Here is a 22,939-nt window from a genome sequence, read left to right as displayed (position 1 = left end):
AAAAAAGGCTGTTGAAGTAAAATTTCAACAGCCTTTCCTTATTTATCTATTTCGACCATATTGTTCATGAGAACTAACCCAGTCAGAGGATGAAATAGCTGAAGCTAAAGAAATTTCACCCGCTAATACTACGGCAGCAACAATTTCGGCGAATTTATGTGCTTTTCCTTTACCGTAACAATCTAAAAGTTTCAAACTTTCTTTTTGAGTACCAATACCTGTACCTCCTCCGTATGTAGCTACAATAAGTGAAGGAATTGTGATGGATAAATACAAATCTCCTTTATCAGTAAGTTCAGTATAAATAATTGCAGCACTAGATTCTGAGACATTTGCAACATCTTGTCCAGTGGCAATAAACATTGCTGTAATACCATTTGGAGAGTGAAGTCCAGTGTTGTTTACACCAGAAAGAAAAGAACCAATGGCAGATATTCTAGAGTGATGATCTAATTGTTCTGGATCAACGCGCATATACTGTTGTAATACTTCTTTCTTTAAGGTGATTTCAGCTGTAACTCTTTTACCCCTCGTTCTCATGATATTAATTTGAGAAGCTTTTTTATCAGTGGCAAAATTAGATTCTAAAAAGAAATTACGTATACCCGTATAATGATCCAAAATCCAACTACAAGCAGCAAATGTAGCTCTTCCCACCATGTTTTGACCAGCTGCATCACCTGTTTTAAAGTTAAATCTAAGGAATGCGAACTTATTCGATAAGAAATGATCAATATATACTAAATCAGCAATAGAAGATGTACTCTCCGCTTCTTCTTTGATTTTTTTGAAATTAACTTTGATCCAGCTTACAAAATCTCTTGCTCCTCTAGCATCTTCAAATTCAAAAACAGGAGCTCTTTGCATCGCATCATCGACAACAGAGACTTTAATTCCTCCACACATGTTCGCAACCTTCATTCCTCTGTTATATGATGCAACAAGCGTTCCTTCAGTTGTTGCCATAGGAATCATAAATTCACCTATAGCATGCTCACCATTCACTCTAATGGGGCCTGCAAAACCCATTGGAATCTGTGCAACTCCAGTAAAGTGTTCAATATTACCTCCTAATTCATGTGGATCAATTGAGTATTTTCCAATATGATTGATTTCACTACCTGTGAATTCCTCTATGAATTTTTGTCTTTTTTTGATGATAGGTTCTCCATAATCATCCATCTCATCTCTTGGAATCTTAACTTCGATTTCTTTTTGATCCTTTATAGCATCAGTAACAGCAAACTTTAAAGTACCAAATGGAGAAGCTTTCACACCAATCTCTACTTCATGCTTTTCTGTAGCAAGATTTGGATGGTCAACTACTTCAATTTTTATAAGCGTTCTTAAGGTAAAGTCTAGACGATTTTCTTTAGTTATAGTATTAGCATTGATACTTTGTTTATCGGCAGTATGTAATAGAATCTTTTCTTTATCTATTTCTTTATCATCAATTTTTATATGTAATAGCTCTTTTATTTCAGCATCTTTGAGTCTATTTTTGATGGAGAATTCAAAACCTTTTTCTGTGTTTTGTAAACTTCCTCTTGTATACAGTTGCTTTAGCAGCATGCTTGGGATAAACATAGTTTATTTTGGTTTTACTGTGTGGATTACATAGTTTAGAGTTAAACGAATAAAAATCGTCTTTCAAGACAATTTAATAATATAATCATAAAATGAAGCTATTAATTTTAAATGGACCTAACCTTAATTTGTTAGGTAAAAGAGAGCCTACTATATATGGTAATACAAGTTTTGAAGAATACTTTGAGAAATTAGAAAAAACATTTCCAAATATAGAGATGGAATATCGTCAAAGTAACCACGAAGGAACATTGGTAGATATTATTCATGAAGTAGGCTTCTCATATGATGGAATTGTCTTAAATGCAGGAGCTTATACTCATACTTCAGTGGCAATTGCAGATGCTATTGCTGGTGTAGAAACTAAAGTTATTGAAGTACATATCTCTAATGTTCATGCTCGTGAAGCATTTAGACATCACAGTTTTATGGCTAAAAATTGTGTAGGTACTATTGCTGGTTTAGGCCTTAAGGGTTATGAATTAGCAGTCAGATTTTTTATAGAAAAATAGAAATTATCAAATAATAAGTGAATGATTATTCTCTTATTCGTTTTTTGAAAGAGAATCAATATTTGTATAAGCTTTAACTTTTTCTAGAAGATTATCTTTCTTAAAGGGTTTAGAGATATAATCATTCATGCCTGCTTCTTGACATCTTTCGAATTCTCCTTTTAAAGCTGAGGCCGTCATTGCTATAATTGGTATGTCTTTTTTGGAAGTTGTAAAGCTTTGTCTTATTTCTTTAGTAGCAGAATATCCATCCATTTCTGGCATATGAACATCCATAAGTATTAAATCATAATCATTTTCAGACAATTTTTCTAAGGCTATTTTTCCATTTTCAGCTAAATCTGAGGCGTAACCCCATTTTTTTAATAACCTTAAAACTAGCATCTGATTGACTTCATTGTCTTCAACAAGTAAGATTTTTTTAGATCCATCTTCTGAACTATCATCTTTAGTATTTTCCTTTAATACTAGTGGGATAACTTCATTTTTTGACTCTTCATATTTCTTAAAAGAGATTTCAAAATAAAAGGTACTACCAAGGTTAGGTGTACTTTCAATATACATCTTACCATCTTGAAGTTCAACAAGTTGTTTTGATATACTTAAACCTAATCCAGTTCCTCCAAATTTTCTTGTTGTTTCATTTGAAGCTTGTGTGAAACTATCGAAAATGTTTTCAATCTTGTCTTTTTCTATTCCAATACCGGTATCTTTCACAGAGAACTGCAAAGTAATCATTTTATCATCTTCCTTTTTATTTCTAACAGAAAGAATAATACTTCCTTCAAAAGTAAATTTTACCGCATTTGAATAGAGGTTAATCAAAATTTGTTTTAGCCTGACTGGATCACCTATAATGTTATCAGGTACTTTTTGCGAAATATCTAATAGGGTATTTAAACCTTTCTTATCTGTTTGTACTGTAAATGCATCGATTATTGAGTTAGATAATTCTTTAATATTAATCTGCTGTTCCTCAAAAGATAATTTCCCAGATTCAATTTTTGAGATATCTAAGATGTCATTTATAACAACAAGTAAGTGTGAGGCAGAACCTTTTAGGACCTTTAATAAGCTTTTTTGCTCTTCATTGAGGTCAGTGTCTTGTAACAAATCAGTCATTCCCATTACACCATTAATGGGTGTTCTGATTTCATGAGACATGTTCGCTAAAAATTCTTGTTTAGCCTTAGCGGACGTCTCAGCGACCTCTTTTGCATGAATTAAAGACTCATTCTGTAATTCAATTTTTGAAAGCATCCCGTTAAATGCATCAATCAATAAGCCAATTTCATCGTCTCTTCTTTCTTTGATTCTAATAGAATAATCTTTTTTCTTAGAAATAATGTTTGCTGTTTTTTCTAAGTCTAATATTGGCTTTGAAATAGTTCTTTGTAGTGGAAGTGAAAGAGTGGAGACAAATATTAATACAGAGCCTACAATTATAAAGAACATAAAGAAGTAGGTAGTAATTCTATCTCTTACTGAACTCAGATCAGATCTTAAATAGACCGTATTTATTCTGCCATTCTCATCAAATGTACTTACGTAAATATCTAAGAAATTATCAAAAAGAGAGAAGTTAGTGTTGTTTTGAGAAAATCTTGGGATAAAATCAGCGTGTGAGATCTGCCAATCTTTATCAAGAATAGCTCTTTGATAAGCCTCATTATTTTGTTCCTTTGCTTTATCTAGTGCAGTTTTACTATAGAAGGCAAATAATCTCTGTTCTTTATCAAAAATAACACCTGTGAGTATTTGAGGGTTGTTATTTAAGAGTTCGTTTATATTTCGTTGAGCAGGGGTAATTTGTTGTAATTCAACGGAAGCATCATTATTATCACCGATTAGTTTAGCTAGTTGTTTAGTCTCTTTAATAAATGTCTCTTTGTATTCCTGGAAATCATAAAGAAAAAAAAGGATAGTGGAAAAAGACGATGCAATCAAACTTACAAACATAATGATACCTATCAGTTTGTATCTTAAAGATTGCGATAATATTGTACTAATCTGGGTCATATGGTATTATATCACTTGCAAGATTAAGCAGCTTAACATCAACAGTTAATTGAGCTTTGTTTGCGGAAACAATATTTAATGTATAAAGAAGGTTTGGAGTGAGATTAATTATACCTCCATTTTTACAAAAGTTAGGAATATTGTCGCCGATTGTCAAAACAAATGAATTGTTTCTTTCATAAATCTCTTCTAAAAATGTTTTTACTTGCTCTTCAGAGAAACCTTTTGAAATAAATACGATATGTGAACCTTTTAAATCTTTTATCGTTTGTCCTCTTCTAATCTCCCAGGCTCTTCCATTGACATATCTATTTCTAAACATATTATCAATTACATCACCAAAAGGATCATCTCCGAGAATCCCTAGGACAAGTTTATCGTCTTCAACAAAAGCTTTTGATGGCCAATTAACATACTTTGCAAAAGTATTTATCATACCAGCTTTGATATCATATTCGTCAAATTGAGCCCTACTTTCTTTTGGCAAAAGCATGATCAAAATAACCGCAAAAGTTGCTGCTAATGTTGAGGGGGATATGTTTAGAAAATATTTTTTCAAAACTTACTTAATTAATATAGATAATTTAAGACATCCTTTATCAGCAGATGAATTAATTGTCTGTTCGTTTACTTTAATTTTCCACTGTTGTACACCATTTGATGCAAGGTAATTCTTTAAAGAATTAATTCTCATTTGAGTTAAAGTGTCAGTAGATTTTATTTCACTTCCATCTTCTTGTGTGTAATAAGTAATTTGTAGTTGAAGATCACCACGAGGAAGAACGAAAGTAGAAATTTCATTTAATGTTTTATGTGCTTCTCTAGAAACGTCAAATTCTTGATCCACGAAATAGAACCTTTGTTCCAAAATTGTATTATTATTATTTCCAGATAATTTAATAATCTTTTCGCCGCTATCGCCTCTCATACTGTCTAATGAGGTCAATAAATTAGGGTTTGCTTCGTTAAAAGCCCTTTCGATGAGATCTAATAAAGGGGTGTAATATGGATCAGGACTACCAGTTGCTTGTTGAGAAATGACCGGGTCTAAAACAGGATCATCTAAAGCATTAAGAGAAGCTAATCCGTCTTTATCTGTTCTATCAACAATCATTTCCATAAGCATTAATAAAGCATCATATCTGGCATCAGTAACTTCTTCTTTTTTATCTTCAATTTGATCAAAAGTAGTTACCTCAAATTGTGAATCAAGTGGTGTAATGTCATATCCAACAGTTTTGTTCAATACAACTATATCATTCATTTCGAATGTTTTGACTAATTGATAGCGATATGTATCTTTTGGGAGATCAATTTTTAAATTATATAACTCTAGATCATTATACTTGATCGTAATTGAATAATTTTTCCCTGGTAATAAAATCATGAAGAACTTGCCTGTTTCAGGATCAGGGTCGTATACATATTTTTTGTAGGTTATATTATTCTGATCTTTAACAGTTAAATGAATGGGTATTTTATGTCCATTTTTTGAGACTTCAATATTACCTGTAACAATTGCTCTTCGCATTTTGTGTATAGGTTTAAATATTGAATAAATGTCATATCCACCAATTGCGTCTTTATTTTGTCTATTTGAAGAAAAATAGGAATATCTCTTACTAGGAATCTGAGAAAATTGAAGATCATCATAAGCAGAATTAATGTTTATCCCAAGATTCTTAGGGGTTGACCATGTAGCACCTTCTTTCGTCGAGGTAACAATATCATATCCTCCAATAGATAAAATACCATTTGTGGAAAAATATAAAGTTTTATTGTCATTATGTATAAAAGGAAATACTTCATCATACTCACTATTAATTGTTGGCCCTAAATTAATTGGATTAGACCAATCATCTTTACCAATTTTAATAGCTTTATAAATGTCGTATCCACCATTTCCTCCAGGTCGATTACTGGCAAAGAAGATCGTAGATCCATTATTTGCAAGAAATGCTCCTTTTTCATCATAAGCTGAATTGATTTTTTCGTTTAGCTTTTTAGGTTTTAACCATCTTCCTTTCTTGACTTTTGTCTCATAAATATTTCCTTTTCCACTTTGATCAGAATTGTACTCTATATATAATAACATATAGGCTCCATCTTGAATAAATAGAGGATAGATTTCTCTTACAGATCCGTTAAATTGAGGGTAGGGGTGATGAAATTGAATACCTTTTCGATAGGATAAATAAACATCGTCATCATTACTTTGAAGATTTTGAGGAAGAAATTTATATTGATCACCGTAGACATAGTTAAAGCTATCTTTTTGTCTTTTTGAGCTAAAGACTAAAAAATTATCAAGTTTGGAAATAATAGGAGAGGTCTCATCATAGGAAGTATTAATTGGAATTTCCATTACCTGAGATGAAATATTTGACTGCGTATTATTACTTGATAATTTTATTCCATTTTCACAATGTTCTATTTTAAGTCTTGCTTCTTTTATTAATAAAGAATCAGAAGCTGAACTTGCTTCTAAAAATTCATTATAAAAATTAATAGCATCTAAAAAATCTTTTTGATAATGAAGAAGTGATGCAAGATAATAATATGTATCGGAAGGCATGTCAGAACAATCATGCTCAATTAAATATCTAAAGTAGGGTTCAGCATCCTTCTTAGAAAAAGGTGATTGAAAAATACAAACACCTAATTTATACTTAATTGAACATGATGATATATTTTTGACAGCAATTTTTTCGTAAAGTGTCAATGCCTTATCGTATTCTCTTATTTGGTATAAACTATCCGCTTCTTCAATAGATTGTGCATATAATGAAGAAAAAGATGTGAAGAGAATAATGAATGCTATATAGAAGTAGTTTACTTTCAGTGGTCTAGAGGTTTAATTAAATAGAACCATTAGGATTTGTTCTGATCAATAATATACCAAAATTGTTTTGATCACTTGTTTGTTTTGAGCCTACAATTATTAAATCCTTATTATCAGCTTCAATAACTGCATTACCTCTCTGTTCTTTCACTCCGCCAATAGATTTTTCCCATAATTTATTGCCATTAGCATCTAACTTAACAAGTAAAGTATTGAAACCATCTAAGCTTGTATTGTCACCGTACTCATCAGGAACCCATACCTCAGTATATCCAACAACAGCAAAACCACCATCACTAGTTATTGTAATTCCATGTCCTTCGTCATAACTTAATCCTCCAAAAGATTTATGCCATTTTTGAGTGCCAAGTTTATCTGTTTTTACAACCCAGCAATCTAAACTAGCTTCAGCAAATGTGTATGAATAACCAACAATAGCAAATCCACCATCAGCAGTTTGAACAAACTGATTTGCTTTTTCAGTGTCACCACCACCATAAGTTTTTTCCCATGATAAAGTGCCGTCTAATGTTGTATTAAACATCCAAACATCCCATTTTCCTTTACCTAAAGATTCTGTATTTCCTAAAACTGTATAGCTATCTTTATTGACAACAATATCAACAATAGATTCATTTTTAGCTCCTCCATAAGTTTTTCTCCACTGTTCAACACCTTTGTCATCAATCTTTAAAAGATAAGCATCTCCACTAGGGTCTTCACTGTCCAATTTAATAATTGATCCACCTATGATATATCCACCATCTTCTGTAGACTGTATTGTCGTACCTTCTTCAATCGAAGTTTGATCACCATATGTTTGTCTCCATATTAATTTACCTGAAGCGTTAACTTTAACGACCCATGTATCTTTAATGTCAACACTAAAACCATAAGAGTCAGAACTACCAACAGTGATATAACCACCGTCTTTTGTTTGGATAATATCATAAACTTCTTCAGTTTCAGTATCACCAAATTTAAAGTTCCATTTTACGTTTCCACTTTCATCAATTTTCCACAGACTCATATCCATATTTCCGCTAGTACCAATTGATCGGCCTGCAATAATGTATCCTGAATCATGAGCTTTGACGATAGCTTTACCTATATCATACTTACCACCACCTAAAACTTTATTAAAACTGGAAAGAATTTTATTAGGTGGTGTATTTGATAAACTAATATTTGAAATCAGTATACCAACAAGTAATATTAAAAAGTATTTTTTCATTCTTGACTATTTAGGTCTATTGTAGACTTCTAACTTACTAACGACCAAAATTGATTTTTATTCTATTATACCATTTTTACGTAACTTCCAATAAATGTAATCGTGTCAGAATACAATCGAATAATTTCTTGGACTTTACCTTCTTCGTAATGACCATCAAAATCAATTAGGAACCAGTATTTGAAATTATCTTTTTCCTTTGCAGGTCTACTTTCAATTTTAGTAAGGTTTATATCTCTTTGTCTAAATTCTTCCAAGAAGTTTGCCAAATCACCAGGATGATTACCAATTTTTGCAAGAATTGATGTTTTATCATTTCCTGACTTCTGATTTACCATATCTTTAGCAAGAATCAAGAATCGTGTTGTATTGTCCTGACTATCCTCAATGTTATTATATAAGATAGGTAGTTTGTATAGTTTTGCAGCAATTTGTGAGCAAATAGCTGCAGCTCCTTCTTCCTCAAGAGCGAGTTTTGCAGCTTTAGATGTAGACGCTACTTGAATTAAACGAATGTCTTCATCAAAATAATCCTCTATGAATTGTCTACATTGTCTAAAGGCAATATCTTTTGAATAGATTTTTTTGATTTTTGATGGATCATCCATCTTTGATGCTAAAGTAAAATTGACTGCAAGTGGAAGTTCAGCAACAATTTTTACATTACGATAGCAAAGTTGGTCGATAGTTTCAGCAACTGTACCTTCTTGATTATTTTCGATAGGAACGACACCAAAACGTACTCTTCCAGTTTCTACGTTATCAAAAACAGATTTGATAGTTTTTAAGGAAATATACTCACTCATTGCACCAAAACGACTTTCGGCTGCTTGATGAGTATAACTACCTTCAGGTCCTAAGAAAGCAACTTTTTCTGGTAATTCAATATTTCTACTGACTGCAAAAACTTCAAGAAAAATAGCTTCAATTGCAGAATGATTTAATGTTCCATTATCTTGTTTAGAGATAGAATGTAATCTATCAATAATAGATTTTTCTCTTTCAGGTCTATAAATAGCAGTTTTTTCATGCTTTTTTAATTCACCAACCTGTTTAACAACATTCATTCGCTCATTTAATAATCGTAGAATTTGATTATCGATAGCATCTATCTGATTTCTTAATGATAATAAGTCCATTTTATCGCACCTAAATTAATAACTACACCTTAATCGTTCATAACACATAAAAACAAGTGTATTTAACTAGAAAGACATTTGTTTTAGACTTACAAACTTAATCAATTTTTTTAGTATTCGAATATAAAAAAAGGGCAGAAGTTAATTACTTCTACCCTTTTAATTAATATTTTGTCAGTATTATCTTTTAAATCCAAGTACTGCAGCTCCACAGTAGCTTTTAGAATCTTTAAAAGTAAAACTTAAATAATAAATACCAGTTGAAGTACACTTGTAAGTCCATGTACCTAAGAAACGATTATTATAAAAGCTTGAGATAATTCTACGTCTTTTTGCATTATACAACGTACTAATTAACCCTTGAGCACCACCATCTTTACCTGAAATTGTAATTTGATAACTAGTATCTTTTGCTAATACACAAGTATATTCAATTTTACGACGCGTGCCATTTCTCCCATCGATTCTATAACTTTTTGAAAATTGGAATCCAGGATTTAATTCTTTCATACTTTTTGTAACATAAAGTTCAGCGTTACACTGTGCAGAAGCTTCATTGATTGCAAAAAGTGCAAAAATAATTGAGAATGCTAAAAATATCTTTTTCATAGTTCTGTATTTTTCACTTAGAAGTAATGTCGATTATCTAATAACCTTATTACGAATAGATTTTAATAAACTTGTAATTTTTTGGATATCTCCGTCAGTTACATGAACAACACTTCTTGTTCCATCTGTAACTACAAGAACGCCATCAATTTCTTCCATTTTAGGCTCTCCAACGATTACTTCTACTTCAATTTGATCGTAGATTTCTTGTAAAGCAGTTAGATCGTTAATCAAATCTTCAAAACCAGGACTAGATTTATAAATATCTAGTACAAGAAGTAATTGATCAAGGACAATTTTTTGATCGCCAATTTTATCTTTTAATACATCATTTGGTTCACGTAAATTGACCATCGATGTTAAATAAACAGCTTCAATCCAACCTCCAGTTAAGATTAATGCACTTACATTTTCTCTTTTTCTTTCGGCTAGGTTATTATTAATTTTTTCAAAGTTTAAAGTCGTTGTTTGAATTAATTCATCTAAACGATTTGAACTTTCAGCTAATTCTTTTATTGTTTCGTAATCAAAAAATGCTCCGATACCTAATCCATCTGCTAAATCTTTTACAGAGTTTAGGAAGCTAATTGCATCTTGATTTTTACCATAAATATTTGCAAACCCTAAATCAGTACCATAGATACCAAGGTTTAAAGCTTTTTGAAAAGTAGTATTATATCTTGAAACTGCGTCTGGAGCATTTAAATCGCTTTTATTGTAGACTGTTCCATTCTCTTTAATTAAAACTGAAATTTCAAGCGGTGATGGGATAGATTCCAAAACATCACTAACAGGTAATATTTCTTGTTCAATATGAGAAGGTGCAACTTCTATAGTAGTATTTTTTACTTTTTCTTTCGGTATGTCACTTGCTTGAGCGAATGTTGAAGCAAGGAGTACCGATGCTGCTAATGTATTTAGATATTTGGTTTTCATCTTATTTCGGTTTTCTAAGATAGTTTTATCCAAAAATATAAGAGGATATTTTGTGTTTTACTATGCTTCTTTAGAGATAATCTTTGTGAAAATTACTTCAACTCCTTCAATTAACTTTTTAAGTAATTCAAAATAGAGAGTAATGTACAGAATAATCGACATCATCCAAATCCACAGTACATTAAATGTAAACGTGTCAATATATGTGCCAAACACTTTTTTTGCAGGTGCAAATAGGTGGGTTCTATAATCAAGAACACCCGATGTGTTCTCTTTCACAAAGAAAATTGGATCAATCAATTGAACAATTCTATTATTATCAACTACAGTTCGATTTAAAACAGTTTTGTTCTTCACAAATGTTTCTAATTGATCATTATAATATTTGTCTTTTGATTCTGATAGATTGAAGTTATCTCCATATTTCTTTTTCATTTCATAAATCTTAGCATCTCTTTGTTCTTCAGCTTTGATTAAGAAGTCATTATAAAAAATTGAAGATTCATATAATATTTTTCTAAACTGATTTCCTTCACTAGATGAGATTTTCCCATCTTCTAAGAACGATAATACAGTTTCTTTCTTTTCAGGCATTGCTTTAAAGAAATCATCAGCATTAATTTCATTTCTTAGTGTTAGGATATCATCAGCAAGAATTACTGCAGTACTATCATTAGTATTTTTACTATTTAATTGTGCATTATAAAGAATTTCTTCCATTCTTGGTTCCCAATATGCACTCTTGTAATTACTCTGACTAAGTTGCATATCAACTTCGAAAAATGGTTTTTCATATCTGTTATTTTTGAATTGTTCAACAGATAATCCTTCATATGCCCATCTTGAAGCCATTATGTCTGCAATTAATGGTGTTTTTCCATGCTCACTAATTGTATTATTTAATTTACTGAAATCGAATATTAATCCACTAAGAATCATCTGTGGAATTAATAAGATTGGAATCAAAATATATACTGTAATAGCGGAATTAAATGCAGATGAAATGTTTAAACCAATTAAGTTGGCGTGACATGAAACCGTGAATAGAATTAACCAGTATTGATAAGTCAAATCAGGGATTTCAAGTATAGTATTACCTATTAAAACAAAGGTAAAAGTCTGGATAGCAGAGAAACCAAAAAGAATAATCAATTTTGAAAATAAATAACTTGACCTACTTAGGTTAAGGAATGATTCTCTTTTTTTGATTTTCCTATCTTTAATAATTTCTTCTGCACTCACTGTCATACCCATAAATAATGCAACTAAAATTGCAATAAGGATATAAGCTGGAACATTTTCATTGTGTCTAAATAAGTAAGCTGAATCATTGTCTTTGATGTAATAAATTACCCAAGATAATAATATAGCTAAGAAAGGAGCTTCTAATAGGTTGATTAGAAGATATTGTTTATTACTAAACTTAGCCAAGAAATCTCTTACTGTAAAAATTACCGTTTGTTTAATTTTAGACGGAATTCTTAAAGTTTTTGGAGGATCGATATGTACTTCTTCAACTTCTTGTTTTTTGAATGTTTCAGAATATATACGATACCAATCTTCTGGTGTAGCCTTTCTTTTATTTGTGAATTCACCGTATTCATCCACAACTTGGGCTTCAATGATATTGAAAAGCTGTTCTGGATTTACATTACCACAAGTGTTACATTGTCCTTGGTCACTATCAACTTGGCCTGCAGCACTCTTAAAATGTGTGATCGCTTCAATAGGGTTACCATAAAATACTGGATATCCACCCGTATCTAATAACCACATTTTATCAAACATCTTATAAATGTCTGATGACGGTTGGTGAATTACGACAAAAATTAATTTACCCTTAAGAGAAAGTTCTTTTAAAAGGTCAATTACGTTTTCTGAATCACGAGAAGATAAACCAGATGTAGGTTCATCTACAAACATTACAGCAGGTTCACGAATTAATTCTAAAGCAATGTTTAGACGTTTACGTTGACCTCCAGATATTTTTTTATTCAGAACATTACCAACCACTAGATGGGCGATTCTATCCAAACCAAGACTTAAAAGAACTTCATTTACTTTATTAGTCAACTCTACTTCGTTCATGTCCTTGAAACAAAGTTTAGCATTATAATACAAGTTTTGGAAGACTGTTAACTCTTCGATTAAAAGGTCATCTTGAGCGATATAGCCAATTACACCTTCTATTTTTTCTTTTTCTTTATGAATGTTATAGCCGTTAATTCTTACTTCACCATTGGATGGTGTTTCTAAACCAGCTAGAACATTTAATAAAGTTGTTTTACCTGCACCAGAGGCTCCCATGATTCCTATCAATTGACCGGTGTTTTCACCAAAATTGATATCTCTGAGGCCTATAGCACCATTAGGAAATTTATATTCTAAGTTTTCAACAATGAAAGAAATATTTCCACCTATTTCATCAGAGTTGTATTTATTTACTAAATCACTATAGTATAGAGGAGCACCTTTAGGTGTTTTAAAAATACTACCAGGAGAGAATAAGTGAACCGTATTAGCCGCAACAGGCTGACCGTTAAGGTAGATAGTGTCTTTACCTGTATATTTTGTAAAGTAAAGAGAAACACTTTTTAAGCGAATAAAAATAATTTCTCCATCAAGTAATCCTGAATCAATGAATTTGATCTTACTTCCTTCAGGAGGCATTTCATCATCAAAAATTAGAATATCTTCGTGATCAATTTTAGAAGAGTGAGACTCGATGACAAATCGTTCTAATAATTTATATTCAACAGAAGGAATGTTAAAAACATCTGCAACTGTATGAATAATATCCATTCTCTGAGGAGTAAAGGATTTATTTGAAGCGACTAACTCTAAAAGCTTCACCATTACAATGGTTTTTTGCTTTTGATCTAGTGTCTTATTGATTTTACGGCAAAGAGATAATGTACGAACAGAGTTACGTACAGATACGGCATCAGATAAGTTAGTTTCTTTTTCTGATTCACCTTTAGCAGCTCTCTTTTTAGCCGCTTTTGCTTTTCTTTTTGCAATACGATCTTCTTCATCTTTGATGAGTTGATCATATAAATCAATATATTCTTCTACAGAACGCTTTTCTAATTCTTGGTTTAAGAATTTGATAACAAACTTTCTCTCAGTCTCTGTTAATCCCTCATCTTGTGTAGAGATAATTGCAAAAAGTTGCGTCAGCGCTTTTAATATTTCTTCACTCATAGATTACCGACAGTAATTCGGAAATTCAACTCCTATTAAAAAATAATATAGACTCAAAAGTGAGTTTATATTTATTTAATGCAATAATTGTGAAAAATATTGCATCAAGTAGCGATTAAATGCATTAAAAATAAAAAAACACTTGGTATCATAAGTAGCCAAGTGTTTTTTTGATACTGAAACTTTTACTAATAAGTTTCAAATTCAAATTCAAGTTCTACTAATTCTTCAAACTCTTCTCCTGCTTCTTGCATGTCTTCATCATCTTCATGATAGTACCATGCAATAGTTGTATTTTCAATTTCTTCTAGTGCTGAAAGGACATCTAGAATCAATTTTGAAGATGCGGTGTTAAAATACTCAAGTTTAAAAAGAAACTTGGTTGAGCTGTTTGCACTTTCAGCATATTCTTCTATCCATTTTAAGATAGGAGCAAAGAATTCAGCTGAGTCTTCTGGAAGTGAACGACCCGATATTTCGAACAGTTCGTTGTCTTTGTCCAAGATGACTTTTGGCGTATCCTCCGTACCTGCTAGATTAAGGACTTTCATGTAAAGTTATTTTAGATTTCTTGGAATTGTCGTTTTAAGAGAAAAAAATGTGAACTCATCATTGATGGGTTCAAAGTCAAAGCGTAATTTTTCGCCTGACTTTCTAGCCATATCAATAAAGCCAAGACCTGCGCCACCTTTGGCAGAGATCTTACCATTTTTGATAATGTCTTTATATAAGCTTTTTAGACCGTCTTTATCTAGGTCGTTAATTCTTTCTAATCTTGTAGCAATGTCTTTTACATTTTTAGAAAGTATTGGGTTTCCTGAAGTGATAAAATAAGAATTGTCCTCTTTTCCAATCATAAAAACAGCACTATTCTTTTTATCAGAAGACTCCTCCATTGGGACTGCGTACTTACTTATATTTTGCAAGCATTCTACCATAACATTAAAGACCTTTCTTTTGATCTTTGACTGTTCACCATATGAGTCCATGTTTCTTTCAGCCATGGATAATACAGATTTAGTAATATCTTGTGTAATCTCACCTTCATAAACTAAGATAAGATCTTTGTCAAGCATTGTCCTGTGAAGTTCGTAGATGTATTTCATATGTCCGAACAGTTTTTATTACCAACTTAAAAATTTTGTTGGTGCTGTATTCTTACGTGTAATTTTAATATAAATACGTAAAAAAATATTTTCAAATATAACTAAACGTAGGAAACAATCAAGTTTTCTTGATTAAAATCTTATTCCTATCATTATAACGTCGTCAGTTTGCTTAGAATTGCCTTTCCACTCAATAAATGTTTGATTTAATGTGTTAGCAATCTCTTCCATATTGGAATGCTCTGATTTTGAGATAACTTCTCTAATTCTCTTTGCTCCAAATTTGCGATTTTCTGGGCCACCAAACTGATCTGGATATCCATCGGAGAATAAATAGATTTCATCACCTTCATCTAACTGTATTTCATGAGTAGTGAAATTTGTTCTCGTCTTATATTCTCCACCCACAGGGAATTTATTTCCTTTGATCTGTACAAAATCTTTACTTTCAGGTTTAAATAAGAAAAGAGGTCTATGGGCACCAGCATATTCAATCTTTCTGTCTTCAAGATTTATTTTTGCTATTGCAATATCCATTCCATCTCTAGTGCTGCTATTAGAGTCTTGACGTAAAGTTTTTGTAACTCCTTGATGAAGTAGGTCAAGCATTTCACCTGGGGCTATAAAGTTGTTGTTTTGTACAATATCGTTTAAAATAAAGTAACCAATTAATGAAATTAAAGCACCTGGTACACCATGTCCTGTACAATCAACTGCAGCGATGTAAATATCGTTGCCTTTTTTGAAGTACCAAGGGAAGTCACCACTAACTACATCTCTTGGTTTGTATAAAATAAAGCAATCTTTTAGATCCCTTTTTATTATATCAGTATCAGGAATGATTGCACCTTGAATTCTTTTGGCATAGTTAATACTTTCTGTAATCTTTTTATTCTTTAAGAGAATTTCAAGTTCTGATTTTTTACGCTCAGTGATATCATGAGATACAAATAATGCACTTTCAAATTCATTGTCTTCATTGAATTCTGGAATTGCAGTTACCGTCATGAATCGATTACCTGATGAAGTTGGAAACTCAACTTCTCTTCTAACTTTTTCTTTTTTAGTAGATACTTCAACAAGCATGTCTTTCCATACCTCAATGATATGTTCAGGGAGTGCTGTATTTTCAATATTTTGATTTAAGAATAGATCAGCTGATAATCCAGTTAAGTTCTCTATTATAGGGTTTGTGTAGAAGATAGAACCTTCACTATTTAATCGTTGAATTAAGTCTAGAGAATTCTCTGAAAGGGCTTGCATTTGTGTACGCATTCTTCTTTCAGTTTCAGCTCTTCTTCTTTCAGTAATATCTTGTGCATTAATTACTATACCTTCGATAGCAGGATCATTAGAAAGATTGATACCAGTAGCTTCCAGCCAAATATATCTGCCATCTTGTAGTTTGTATCTGTATTGAGTACTGAAAGTTTCTTCATTTTTTGAACTAGCAAGAGAGTCAATAAAGTCTCTTACAACATCAACACTGTCTCTATGAAGATTGTCTAAGTAAGATACACCAATTAAATCTGATGGTTTGTATCCTAAAATATGTTTAGATGATGGGCTGACAAATTTGATTTTTGCCTTTTCATCAAAAATTGTAATTACTTCGGAAGCGTTTTCAAGTAGAGATTGTAATCTATTCTGAGAATGCTTCACTTCCTCGACTTGTTCTTCTAGACGGTGATTAGTTCTTTGAAGCTCCTCTTGAGTAGCTTCCATTTCTTCAGCATTTTGCCTCAAAATTTCTTGTTGTACGGAAAGTTCAGAACTCATCTGTTGAGATTCCTTCAATAGTTTTACCGTTCTTTCATTAATCTTAATGTTGAAGATCGTTCTTGCAATGATTTGAGATATTTCTTTTACAAAATCCAACTTCATTGTCGAGAAATTATCTAAAGATGCAAACTCTAGTATACCAAATACTTTTTCATTTGCAATCAATGGCATGATCAAGATAGATTTAGGTTTTTGTTCACCCAATAAGCCAGAAGTAATAGAAAGATAACTACTAGGAATTTCAGTTCTTAGAATCATTTCCATTTCTATTGCAGCTTGACCAACTAATCCTTCAGCAAACTTAAATTTCTTCTGTAAAAATCTTTTTTTATTGTATGCGTAAGTACTTATTAATTGAATTTCTTGTTCTTCAATTGGTAATTCATCAGTAGCTCCATTTACAACATAGAAAGCACCTTGAACAGCATTGATTTTTTCAGTAGTAAAAGCAATTACTTCATTACCGAGTTCAACTAGGTCGTTGTGGTTGCGAAGAATTTGTCCAATTTCTGCTTCACCTGTAATAATCCAATTACGCTCAGAATCTCTTTTTTCAGCACGTTGAATACTATCTCTCATACTGATTAGAGCATTACCTAAAGTATCATCTTCACTCAAAGCAGTATAAGTTGCATCATAATTACCGTCACCAATTTGTTCAGAGAAGTTAGCTGTTCTTTTCATACCGTTCACAACTTCTTGAACAGCCATCGACATCTCACCAATCTCATCTTTATGAATATGATTTACTACTTCATGAGGGAGGATACCTTTAGCGATGAGGTTTAGTCGGTTTTTTAATGTTATGATAGGGCTTGTTAAGTATTTTGAGAATATTACGGCAATCATCATTGATATGAATATTATGACAATTGCTGTATAAAAGAAGGTTCTGATCAAGCCATTTAAGCCACTTTTAATCTCATCATAATCAATTTTTACAACAATACCCCAATTAGTGGTTGGTATATAGTTCCAATATGATATTGTCTTTTTACCTCTCCAGTCGGTATCATATCCAAAGTCCTTGGAGTCACCTTTTGCCGCTTTTTGTACAGCAATGTTTACAGGGTCACCAAGACTTATCACTTCAGTTAATAGATTTGAACTTCCTTTTAAAGGGGAGATAATAGTTACATTATTTGAAGCATTATCTGATAGCCTAGAAAGTAATATTTCTCCTGTATCTCCCAAACCTTTTCTATTTTCTACAATAGGATAGATGTTTTTATGTAAACTATAGAGAATGATAACATGGCCTAATTCACCGAATCTAGACTTCATACGAGGTGAAACAACATAGATATGTGCACCTTTTTCAGTATTGAATGGCTCAGAGAAATAAGTTTTGGTCTTTGCTTTTTTAATAATTTTTTCAAATTTCTTATTTCTATCTCCCACAATTACAGATGCAGGGAATGTATAACTTGTGTATAGTACATTACCTTTGTTATCGGTAATTATAATATTAGAATATCCATTTACAATCTGTTTAGGGAAAAGCTCATTGTCAAGTTTTCTCTTTATTTCATAATAAGTGGAGTCTTTATAAGATCTCGTTTTCGATTGATATAAATATTTTAGCTTAGTAGCATTGTTTACAATTAATGCTGACTTAGCCATATATTTAAGATTTTGTTCAATGTATTTGAACTTTTGATCAATCTGCTCAGCTTTTAAAGTACTGATCACATCAAAAGTTTGAGAATATCTTCTTTCTACAGAATTTTCTGTCTGGAAATAGGATAGGGAACTAATAGTCACTACGGTAATGGTTACAACGAGTAACATTATTATAGTGATTTTAGTACGTATCTTTAAGTCTTGAAAAAACATATATATAAATTCCTATAGTATTCTAGAATGTTTTAAACTTCAGTAAACCAAATAGTTACTTTGTCGAGTATTTCTCGGTCTTCTGGAGAGAAATCTTTAAATGAGGCAAGTTCAACAACGCCAAGTAAATTAGATTCAGCGTCTAAAATTGGTGCAATCATTAATGATTTTGGAGCAGAGTCACCAAGTCCAGAAACTACTTTGATATAGTTTTCTGGGATAGTATTTGAAATGATTGAAGATTGTGTTGAGGCAACTTGACCAGGTAAACCTTCTCCATATTCAAAGGCTAAGGTTTGAGACTCTGGTAAATAAAATGAATATCCTTTAGAATAAGATATCATGTTTTTACCATCCATTATAGTTGTCTTATAATAAATACCTGTTGAAACTTGAAATTCTCTACAAATAGAGTTTAGTAAAGTTTGTTCTTTGTCTTCACCTTCTTTAGTATTTAAAATAGATGCTTGAATATTTTTCTTAATTAATTGTCCCCTTTCTCTAAAAGTATCTTTTGCTTCTTCTTCTTTATTTTGAGCTTCTTTAGCATAATATTTAGGCACATAAATGATGTGATCTTCAGGATCTTTCATCAATTCCGAAATTAGTCTGAATAAAAGGAATATAAGAATTGCAAAAGTAAAGCCTACAGTATAAAATGTAGAACTACTTAAATCCATTATTTGTACATAAGTCTTATCGTCACGTCTTTCAAGAGCATTTAAAATTACTTCTGGTAGATTATATATTCTCGAAGTAGAGAAAAAAGAAAGAAATATAAATAAGATACCTAAAATAATATTAAATACCTGTGTGTTCTTAATCGAGAAATAAATGACAAGAATAATGGACGTTAAATCCAAGAAACCAAAAGTCAGTAAATAGTTTTCTCTATTATAAGGGCCGTCACCTAGAAATAACTTTTTAGTAGTACCAGGTAATTGATTTTCTACAATTAGAATTGCGGAGAAAATGAGTACACAAACTAAAGCTGCTATTATTGCAGGCTTTTTATATACAGTGTGAATTGATTTCTCTCTTATATTTGTTCTTTTTTGTGTTGCTTTCAAAATACTTATTAGTTTGCTTGAACAAGATGAACTAATCTTCTTTAGTAACGTTTATTTTTGGTAAGCCTTGTATAAATCTAATAGAAAATTTATAATTTTTTCAGATTCTAAGCAAAAATCAATTTCTGTTACATTTTTTGCAGATAAAGGCATTGTATTCATAGTACATTCATCGGGGTCTTGTATAATTGTTAAACCACCTTTTTCTTTTATCGCTTTCATTCCTAAAGCACCATCTTTGTTTGCTCCAGAAAATAAAATTCCAATAGCTTTTTCTTTAAAAACATAAGCTGCAGTTTTAAAAGTTAGATCAATTGCAGGTCTCGAGTTATTTATCAAGCCTTCTGTTGATAAAGAAATAGTATTTCCTAATTCTATACATAAATGATAATTAGCAGGAGCTAAGTAAACCATTCCAGCTCTAATTGCTTCCTTATCTAATGGTTCGATAATAGATTTTGAGCTTTTAATAGATAGTGCTTCTATAAATCCATGTCTCACATGTTTTAATCTATGTAAACAAAGAAATATTGGAATAGGGAAATCCTTTGGAAGATCTGCAAGTAATTTAGTGATTGGTTTGAAACTACCCGCTGAACCACCAATGACAATTCCTTTATATTTTTTATGTAAAAGAGATGTGTCCATTTAGTGTAACTTCGGGATTAATCTTTGATCTTCTTATATACTTTTTCTTCGTTATTAACGACAACGAATTTATTTGCTATGTCACACCATATTAATGACTCTTTTGAACCAATGGCAAGATTTCCATATTTAAAAAGACTTCCATGTAGTTTTTTTAGTACCTCATTTTGTAATGTTTGATTAAAATAGATCATTACATTTCTACAAAGGATTAAATCGAATTTAGAGAAGGGATTACCTTTTACAAGATCTTGAACTCTAAAAGAAACTCTATCGATAAATGAAGGTTTGATATAAAAGAATCCACCTTCTTCTACGAAATAGTTAAAGAAATCATTCTTTCCTCCATAGCGTTCATAATTTTGTTTATTTAGCTCCATATTCTTTGAAGAAAAAGAAGCTTTTTTTGCTTTGTTGATAATTGCATGATCGATATCTGTTGCAATTATTGTAGCATTTTCCAAACAGTTTAATTCATGAAGTAAAATACACATAGAGATGACTTCTTCACCAGAAGAACAGCCAGCATGCCATATGCTTATTTTCCTATGTTCTTTAATTACATCAGGTATTATCTCATCTCGAAGGGAAGTCCAGAAAGTTGGATCGCGAAACATCTCTGTTACATTCACAGTGATTTCTGTGACAAATTCCTGGAAAAAAGTAGGTTCTGATTTTAACTTTTTAATTAAAGCTTCAACAGAATTAAATTTATATAATTCAATAACACGTCTTACTCTTCTTGTGAAAGAAGACATAGCGTAATTTTTGAAATCATAGTCAAAATTATCGTCAATAAATTGGGTTAATCTTCTTAGTTCGGCTATTTCAAGATCTCTTTGCATACTTAGCTAAAAAAAATAATAAGAATATGGTTTTTCTAAATTAAAAAAATATCTGTTAAAGACAGGAGAAATAGATATGAAAAAATCCTTTCCTCAAACATTAATGTAAAGAGAAAAGGATTCTATTCATTGAAAGAATGAAATTATTTTCTAGTGTTTACAAGTTGAGGACACTCAGAGTGTTGATCCATAATTTCATACTTTTTTCTTTCTTTTTTGAAGTAGCTCGCACTTGCACTACCTTGAGGGGCACAAGAAAATACTAATGCACCTAAAGTGAATAGGGCAATTGATGATAGAATTCTTTTATTAATATTTTTCATTGTAGCTTAAGCCTAATGTTGATACTCGTTTGAAGTCATTAATGACCATTTGCAAAGACAAGTTACAAAATGTATGCCTAATTTCTTAAACAATTTTCTTTTTCTTTTTTTGTTTGAAAAATGAACGTATTGCTCCAGCAATTTTATTCGTTTCTACAAGAAAACCATCGTGTCCATATAATGAGGTTATCTCTTCGTATGTTACGTTAGGGATGTGTTGTGTAATAAAGCGTTGTTCGGAAACTGGAAAAAGAACATCAGATGTAATCCCAATCACTTGAGTGTATGCTTTTATACTAGATAGTGCCTTTTCAATTGATTCTCTATTTCTTCCAAGATTATGAGAATCCATTGTTTTTGATAAAGTCCAATAGGAGTAAGCATTAAACCTTTTTAATAACTTTTCTCCTTGATATTTTTGATACGAAGAAGCTTTAAAATCAGTGGTTTCTGTACTGCTTGATTCACTTTGAGTTTTCTCGTATGTACTATAATTTCGATAAGAAAGCATAGCAATTGAACGTGCAGCAATAAGGCCTCTGCTTCCTGCATTGACATCTTTTTCTCCCCAAGTTGGATCAGCTTGTATTGCTAATCTTTGTGACTCATTAAATGCAATGCCCCAAGGTGAGTGCTTTGCATTTGTTGCACAAATAATAAGATTTTCCATTAAGTCTGGCTGAGATACAGCCCATTCTAGAGCTTGTTGACCTCCTAATGAACCGCCAATTAGAGTATTAATCTTATTTATTTTTAAATGTTTCCTTAACAAGTCAAGAGATGCAACAATATCTCTTATTGTGACCTGTGGAAATGAGTCGAAATAAGGTTCATTAGTTGTAGGATTGATGGATAATGGACCTGTTGAACCATAGCAAGAACCAATAACATTTACACAAATAATAAAATGTTCTTCAGCGTTAAAAATTGCTTCATGGCCAAATAAGCCACTCCACCAATCTGAGACTTCAGCATTTCCAGTTAATGCATGACAAACCCATATGATATTGGATTTATCTTCATTAATTTTTCCTAACGTTTGATACGAAAGGTCTAATTTGTTCAATGTTCCTCCAAGTTCTAAATTGAAGGTATTATTATATGTATATAAATGCTCTTGCATTACCTATTTCTTTACTTTTTAAATAAATAAGAATGTACAGAGTACGCTAGACCTTTTTGTTAGCTTAACTTTTAGGATATTATTGACCAGAATGTAATGATATGACTTTCAGACGTCCAATACT

General features: G+C 31.4%; 18 protein-coding genes. 1 reads left to right on the top strand and 17 read right to left on the bottom strand.

Features of this window, described 5'->3' with window-relative positions; all coding sequences use genetic code 11:
• Nucleotides 1–42: 42 nt before the first annotated feature.
• Nucleotides 43–1,587: a hydroxymethylglutaryl-CoA reductase gene (locus tag ACXAHM_RS03965; RefSeq protein ID WP_474959108.1), complete on the bottom strand. Its 1,545-nt coding sequence runs from the start codon at nt 1,585–1,587 to the stop codon at nt 43–45.
• Between the two features lie 92 nt (nt 1,588–1,679).
• On the opposite strand from ACXAHM_RS03965, the gene aroQ reads away from it, so the two are divergent.
• Nucleotides 1,680–2,099, top strand: coding sequence for a type II 3-dehydroquinate dehydratase (gene aroQ, locus ACXAHM_RS03960; protein WP_474959107.1), 420 nt, complete (start codon nt 1,680–1,682; stop codon nt 2,097–2,099).
• Between the two features lie 33 nt (nt 2,100–2,132).
• Here aroQ and ACXAHM_RS03955 read toward each other — a convergent pair whose 3' ends face one another.
• The 16 genes from ACXAHM_RS03955 to ACXAHM_RS03880 form a co-directional block, all read right to left on the bottom strand.
• Complete coding sequence (locus ACXAHM_RS03955) at nt 2,133–4,058, bottom strand: response regulator (RefSeq protein WP_474959106.1); 1,926 nt, start codon at nt 4,056–4,058, stop codon at nt 2,133–2,135.
• A gap of 46 nt (nt 4,059–4,104) precedes the next feature.
• Nucleotides 4,105–4,677: a YfiR family protein gene (locus ACXAHM_RS03950; protein WP_474959105.1), complete on the bottom strand. Its 573-nt coding sequence runs from the start codon at nt 4,675–4,677 to the stop codon at nt 4,105–4,107.
• Between the two features lie 3 nt (nt 4,678–4,680).
• Nucleotides 4,681–6,693 (bottom strand): hypothetical protein, encoded by a 2,013-nt coding sequence (locus tag ACXAHM_RS03945; RefSeq protein ID WP_474959104.1) that lies wholly within the window; start codon nt 6,691–6,693, stop codon nt 4,681–4,683.
• A 283-nt stretch (nt 6,694–6,976) separates the two neighbouring features.
• Nucleotides 6,977–8,194 carry a hypothetical protein gene (locus ACXAHM_RS03940; protein ID WP_474959103.1) on the bottom strand — a complete coding sequence of 406 codons (1,218 nt, stop codon included), beginning with the start codon at nt 8,192–8,194 and terminating at the stop codon, nt 6,977–6,979.
• A gap of 65 nt (nt 8,195–8,259) precedes the next feature.
• Nucleotides 8,260–9,333 carry a prephenate dehydratase gene (pheA, locus tag ACXAHM_RS03935; protein WP_474959102.1) on the bottom strand — a complete coding sequence of 358 codons (1,074 nt, stop codon included), beginning with the start codon at nt 9,331–9,333 and terminating at the stop codon, nt 8,260–8,262.
• 180 nt (nt 9,334–9,513) lie between these two features.
• Nucleotides 9,514–9,942, bottom strand: coding sequence for a hypothetical protein (locus tag ACXAHM_RS03930; RefSeq protein WP_474959101.1), 429 nt, complete (start codon nt 9,940–9,942; stop codon nt 9,514–9,516).
• Between the two features lie 33 nt (nt 9,943–9,975).
• Nucleotides 9,976–10,878, bottom strand: coding sequence for a hypothetical protein (locus tag ACXAHM_RS03925; protein WP_474959100.1), 903 nt, complete (start codon nt 10,876–10,878; stop codon nt 9,976–9,978).
• Nucleotides 10,879–10,938: 60 nt separating this feature from the next.
• Nucleotides 10,939–14,082 carry an ATP-binding cassette domain-containing protein gene (locus ACXAHM_RS03920; protein WP_474959099.1) on the bottom strand — a complete coding sequence of 1,048 codons (3,144 nt, stop codon included), beginning with the start codon at nt 14,080–14,082 and terminating at the stop codon, nt 10,939–10,941.
• A 188-nt stretch (nt 14,083–14,270) separates the two neighbouring features.
• The gene (locus ACXAHM_RS03915; protein ID WP_474959098.1) at nt 14,271–14,633 is read right to left on the bottom strand and encodes a DUF1987 domain-containing protein; all 363 of its coding nucleotides are present in this window, start codon (nt 14,631–14,633) and stop codon (nt 14,271–14,273) included.
• 6 nt (nt 14,634–14,639) lie between these two features.
• Complete coding sequence (locus ACXAHM_RS03910) at nt 14,640–15,188, bottom strand: SiaB family protein kinase (RefSeq protein WP_474959097.1); 549 nt, start codon at nt 15,186–15,188, stop codon at nt 14,640–14,642.
• Between the two features lie 132 nt (nt 15,189–15,320).
• Nucleotides 15,321–18,761: a PAS domain S-box protein gene (locus tag ACXAHM_RS03905; protein WP_474959096.1), complete on the bottom strand. Its 3,441-nt coding sequence runs from the start codon at nt 18,759–18,761 to the stop codon at nt 15,321–15,323.
• 77 nt (nt 18,762–18,838) lie between these two features.
• Entirely contained in the window at nt 18,839–19,876 is a 1,038-nt protein-coding gene (locus ACXAHM_RS03900; protein ID WP_474959095.1) for a GAF domain-containing protein, read from the bottom strand.
• Between the two features lie 51 nt (nt 19,877–19,927).
• The gene (locus ACXAHM_RS03895) at nt 19,928–20,524 is read right to left on the bottom strand and encodes a chemotaxis protein CheB (protein ID WP_474959094.1); all 597 of its coding nucleotides are present in this window, start codon (nt 20,522–20,524) and stop codon (nt 19,928–19,930) included.
• A gap of 17 nt (nt 20,525–20,541) precedes the next feature.
• Nucleotides 20,542–21,369, bottom strand: coding sequence for a CheR family methyltransferase (locus ACXAHM_RS03890; RefSeq protein ID WP_474959093.1), 828 nt, complete (start codon nt 21,367–21,369; stop codon nt 20,542–20,544).
• A gap of 143 nt (nt 21,370–21,512) precedes the next feature.
• Nucleotides 21,513–21,692: a hypothetical protein gene (locus ACXAHM_RS03885; RefSeq protein ID WP_474959092.1), complete on the bottom strand. Its 180-nt coding sequence runs from the start codon at nt 21,690–21,692 to the stop codon at nt 21,513–21,515.
• An 85-nt stretch (nt 21,693–21,777) separates the two neighbouring features.
• Nucleotides 21,778–22,815 carry a homoserine O-acetyltransferase family protein gene (locus ACXAHM_RS03880; protein ID WP_474959091.1) on the bottom strand — a complete coding sequence of 346 codons (1,038 nt, stop codon included), beginning with the start codon at nt 22,813–22,815 and terminating at the stop codon, nt 21,778–21,780.
• Nucleotides 22,816–22,939 lie beyond the last annotated feature (124 nt).

It is taken from the genome of Flammeovirga sp. AWQ4_249 (assembly GCF_056161045.1).
This window is presented reverse-complemented; position numbering and strand designations above follow the sequence as displayed.

What these genes read in the sequence shown, in the direction of transcription:
- ACXAHM_RS03965 (WP_474959108.1), bottom strand. Translation starts at nt 1,587, where the DNA reads ATGTTTATCCCAAGCATGCTGCTAAAGCAACTGTATACAAGAGGAAGT.
- aroQ (WP_474959107.1), top strand. Translation starts at nt 1,680, where the DNA reads ATGAAGCTATTAATTTTAAATGGACCTAACCTTAATTTGTTAGGTAAA.
- ACXAHM_RS03955 (WP_474959106.1), bottom strand. Translation starts at nt 4,058, where the DNA reads ATGTTTGTAAGTTTGATTGCATCGTCTTTTTCCACTATCCTTTTTTTT.
- ACXAHM_RS03945 (WP_474959104.1), bottom strand. Translation starts at nt 6,693, where the DNA reads ATGCCTTCCGATACATATTATTATCTTGCATCACTTCTTCATTATCAA.
- ACXAHM_RS03940 (WP_474959103.1), bottom strand. Translation starts at nt 8,194, where the DNA reads ATGAAAAAATACTTTTTAATATTACTTGTTGGTATACTGATTTCAAAT.
- pheA (WP_474959102.1), bottom strand. Translation starts at nt 9,333, where the DNA reads ATGGACTTATTATCATTAAGAAATCAGATAGATGCTATCGATAATCAA.
- ACXAHM_RS03930 (WP_474959101.1), bottom strand. Translation starts at nt 9,942, where the DNA reads ATGAAAAAGATATTTTTAGCATTCTCAATTATTTTTGCACTTTTTGCA.
- ACXAHM_RS03925 (WP_474959100.1), bottom strand. Translation starts at nt 10,878, where the DNA reads ATGAAAACCAAATATCTAAATACATTAGCAGCATCGGTACTCCTTGCT.
- ACXAHM_RS03920 (WP_474959099.1), bottom strand. Translation starts at nt 14,082, where the DNA reads ATGAGTGAAGAAATATTAAAAGCGCTGACGCAACTTTTTGCAATTATC.
- ACXAHM_RS03915 (WP_474959098.1), bottom strand. Translation starts at nt 14,633, where the DNA reads ATGAAAGTCCTTAATCTAGCAGGTACGGAGGATACGCCAAAAGTCATC.
- ACXAHM_RS03910 (WP_474959097.1), bottom strand. Translation starts at nt 15,188, where the DNA reads ATGAAATACATCTACGAACTTCACAGGACAATGCTTGACAAAGATCTT.
- ACXAHM_RS03905 (WP_474959096.1), bottom strand. Translation starts at nt 18,761, where the DNA reads ATGTTACTCGTTGTAACCATTACCGTAGTGACTATTAGTTCCCTATCC.
- ACXAHM_RS03895 (WP_474959094.1), bottom strand. Translation starts at nt 20,524, where the DNA reads ATGGACACATCTCTTTTACATAAAAAATATAAAGGAATTGTCATTGGT.
- ACXAHM_RS03890 (WP_474959093.1), bottom strand. Translation starts at nt 21,369, where the DNA reads ATGCAAAGAGATCTTGAAATAGCCGAACTAAGAAGATTAACCCAATTT.
- ACXAHM_RS03885 (WP_474959092.1), bottom strand. Translation starts at nt 21,692, where the DNA reads ATGAAAAATATTAATAAAAGAATTCTATCATCAATTGCCCTATTCACT.
- ACXAHM_RS03880 (WP_474959091.1), bottom strand. Translation starts at nt 22,815, where the DNA reads ATGCAAGAGCATTTATATACATATAATAATACCTTCAATTTAGAACTT.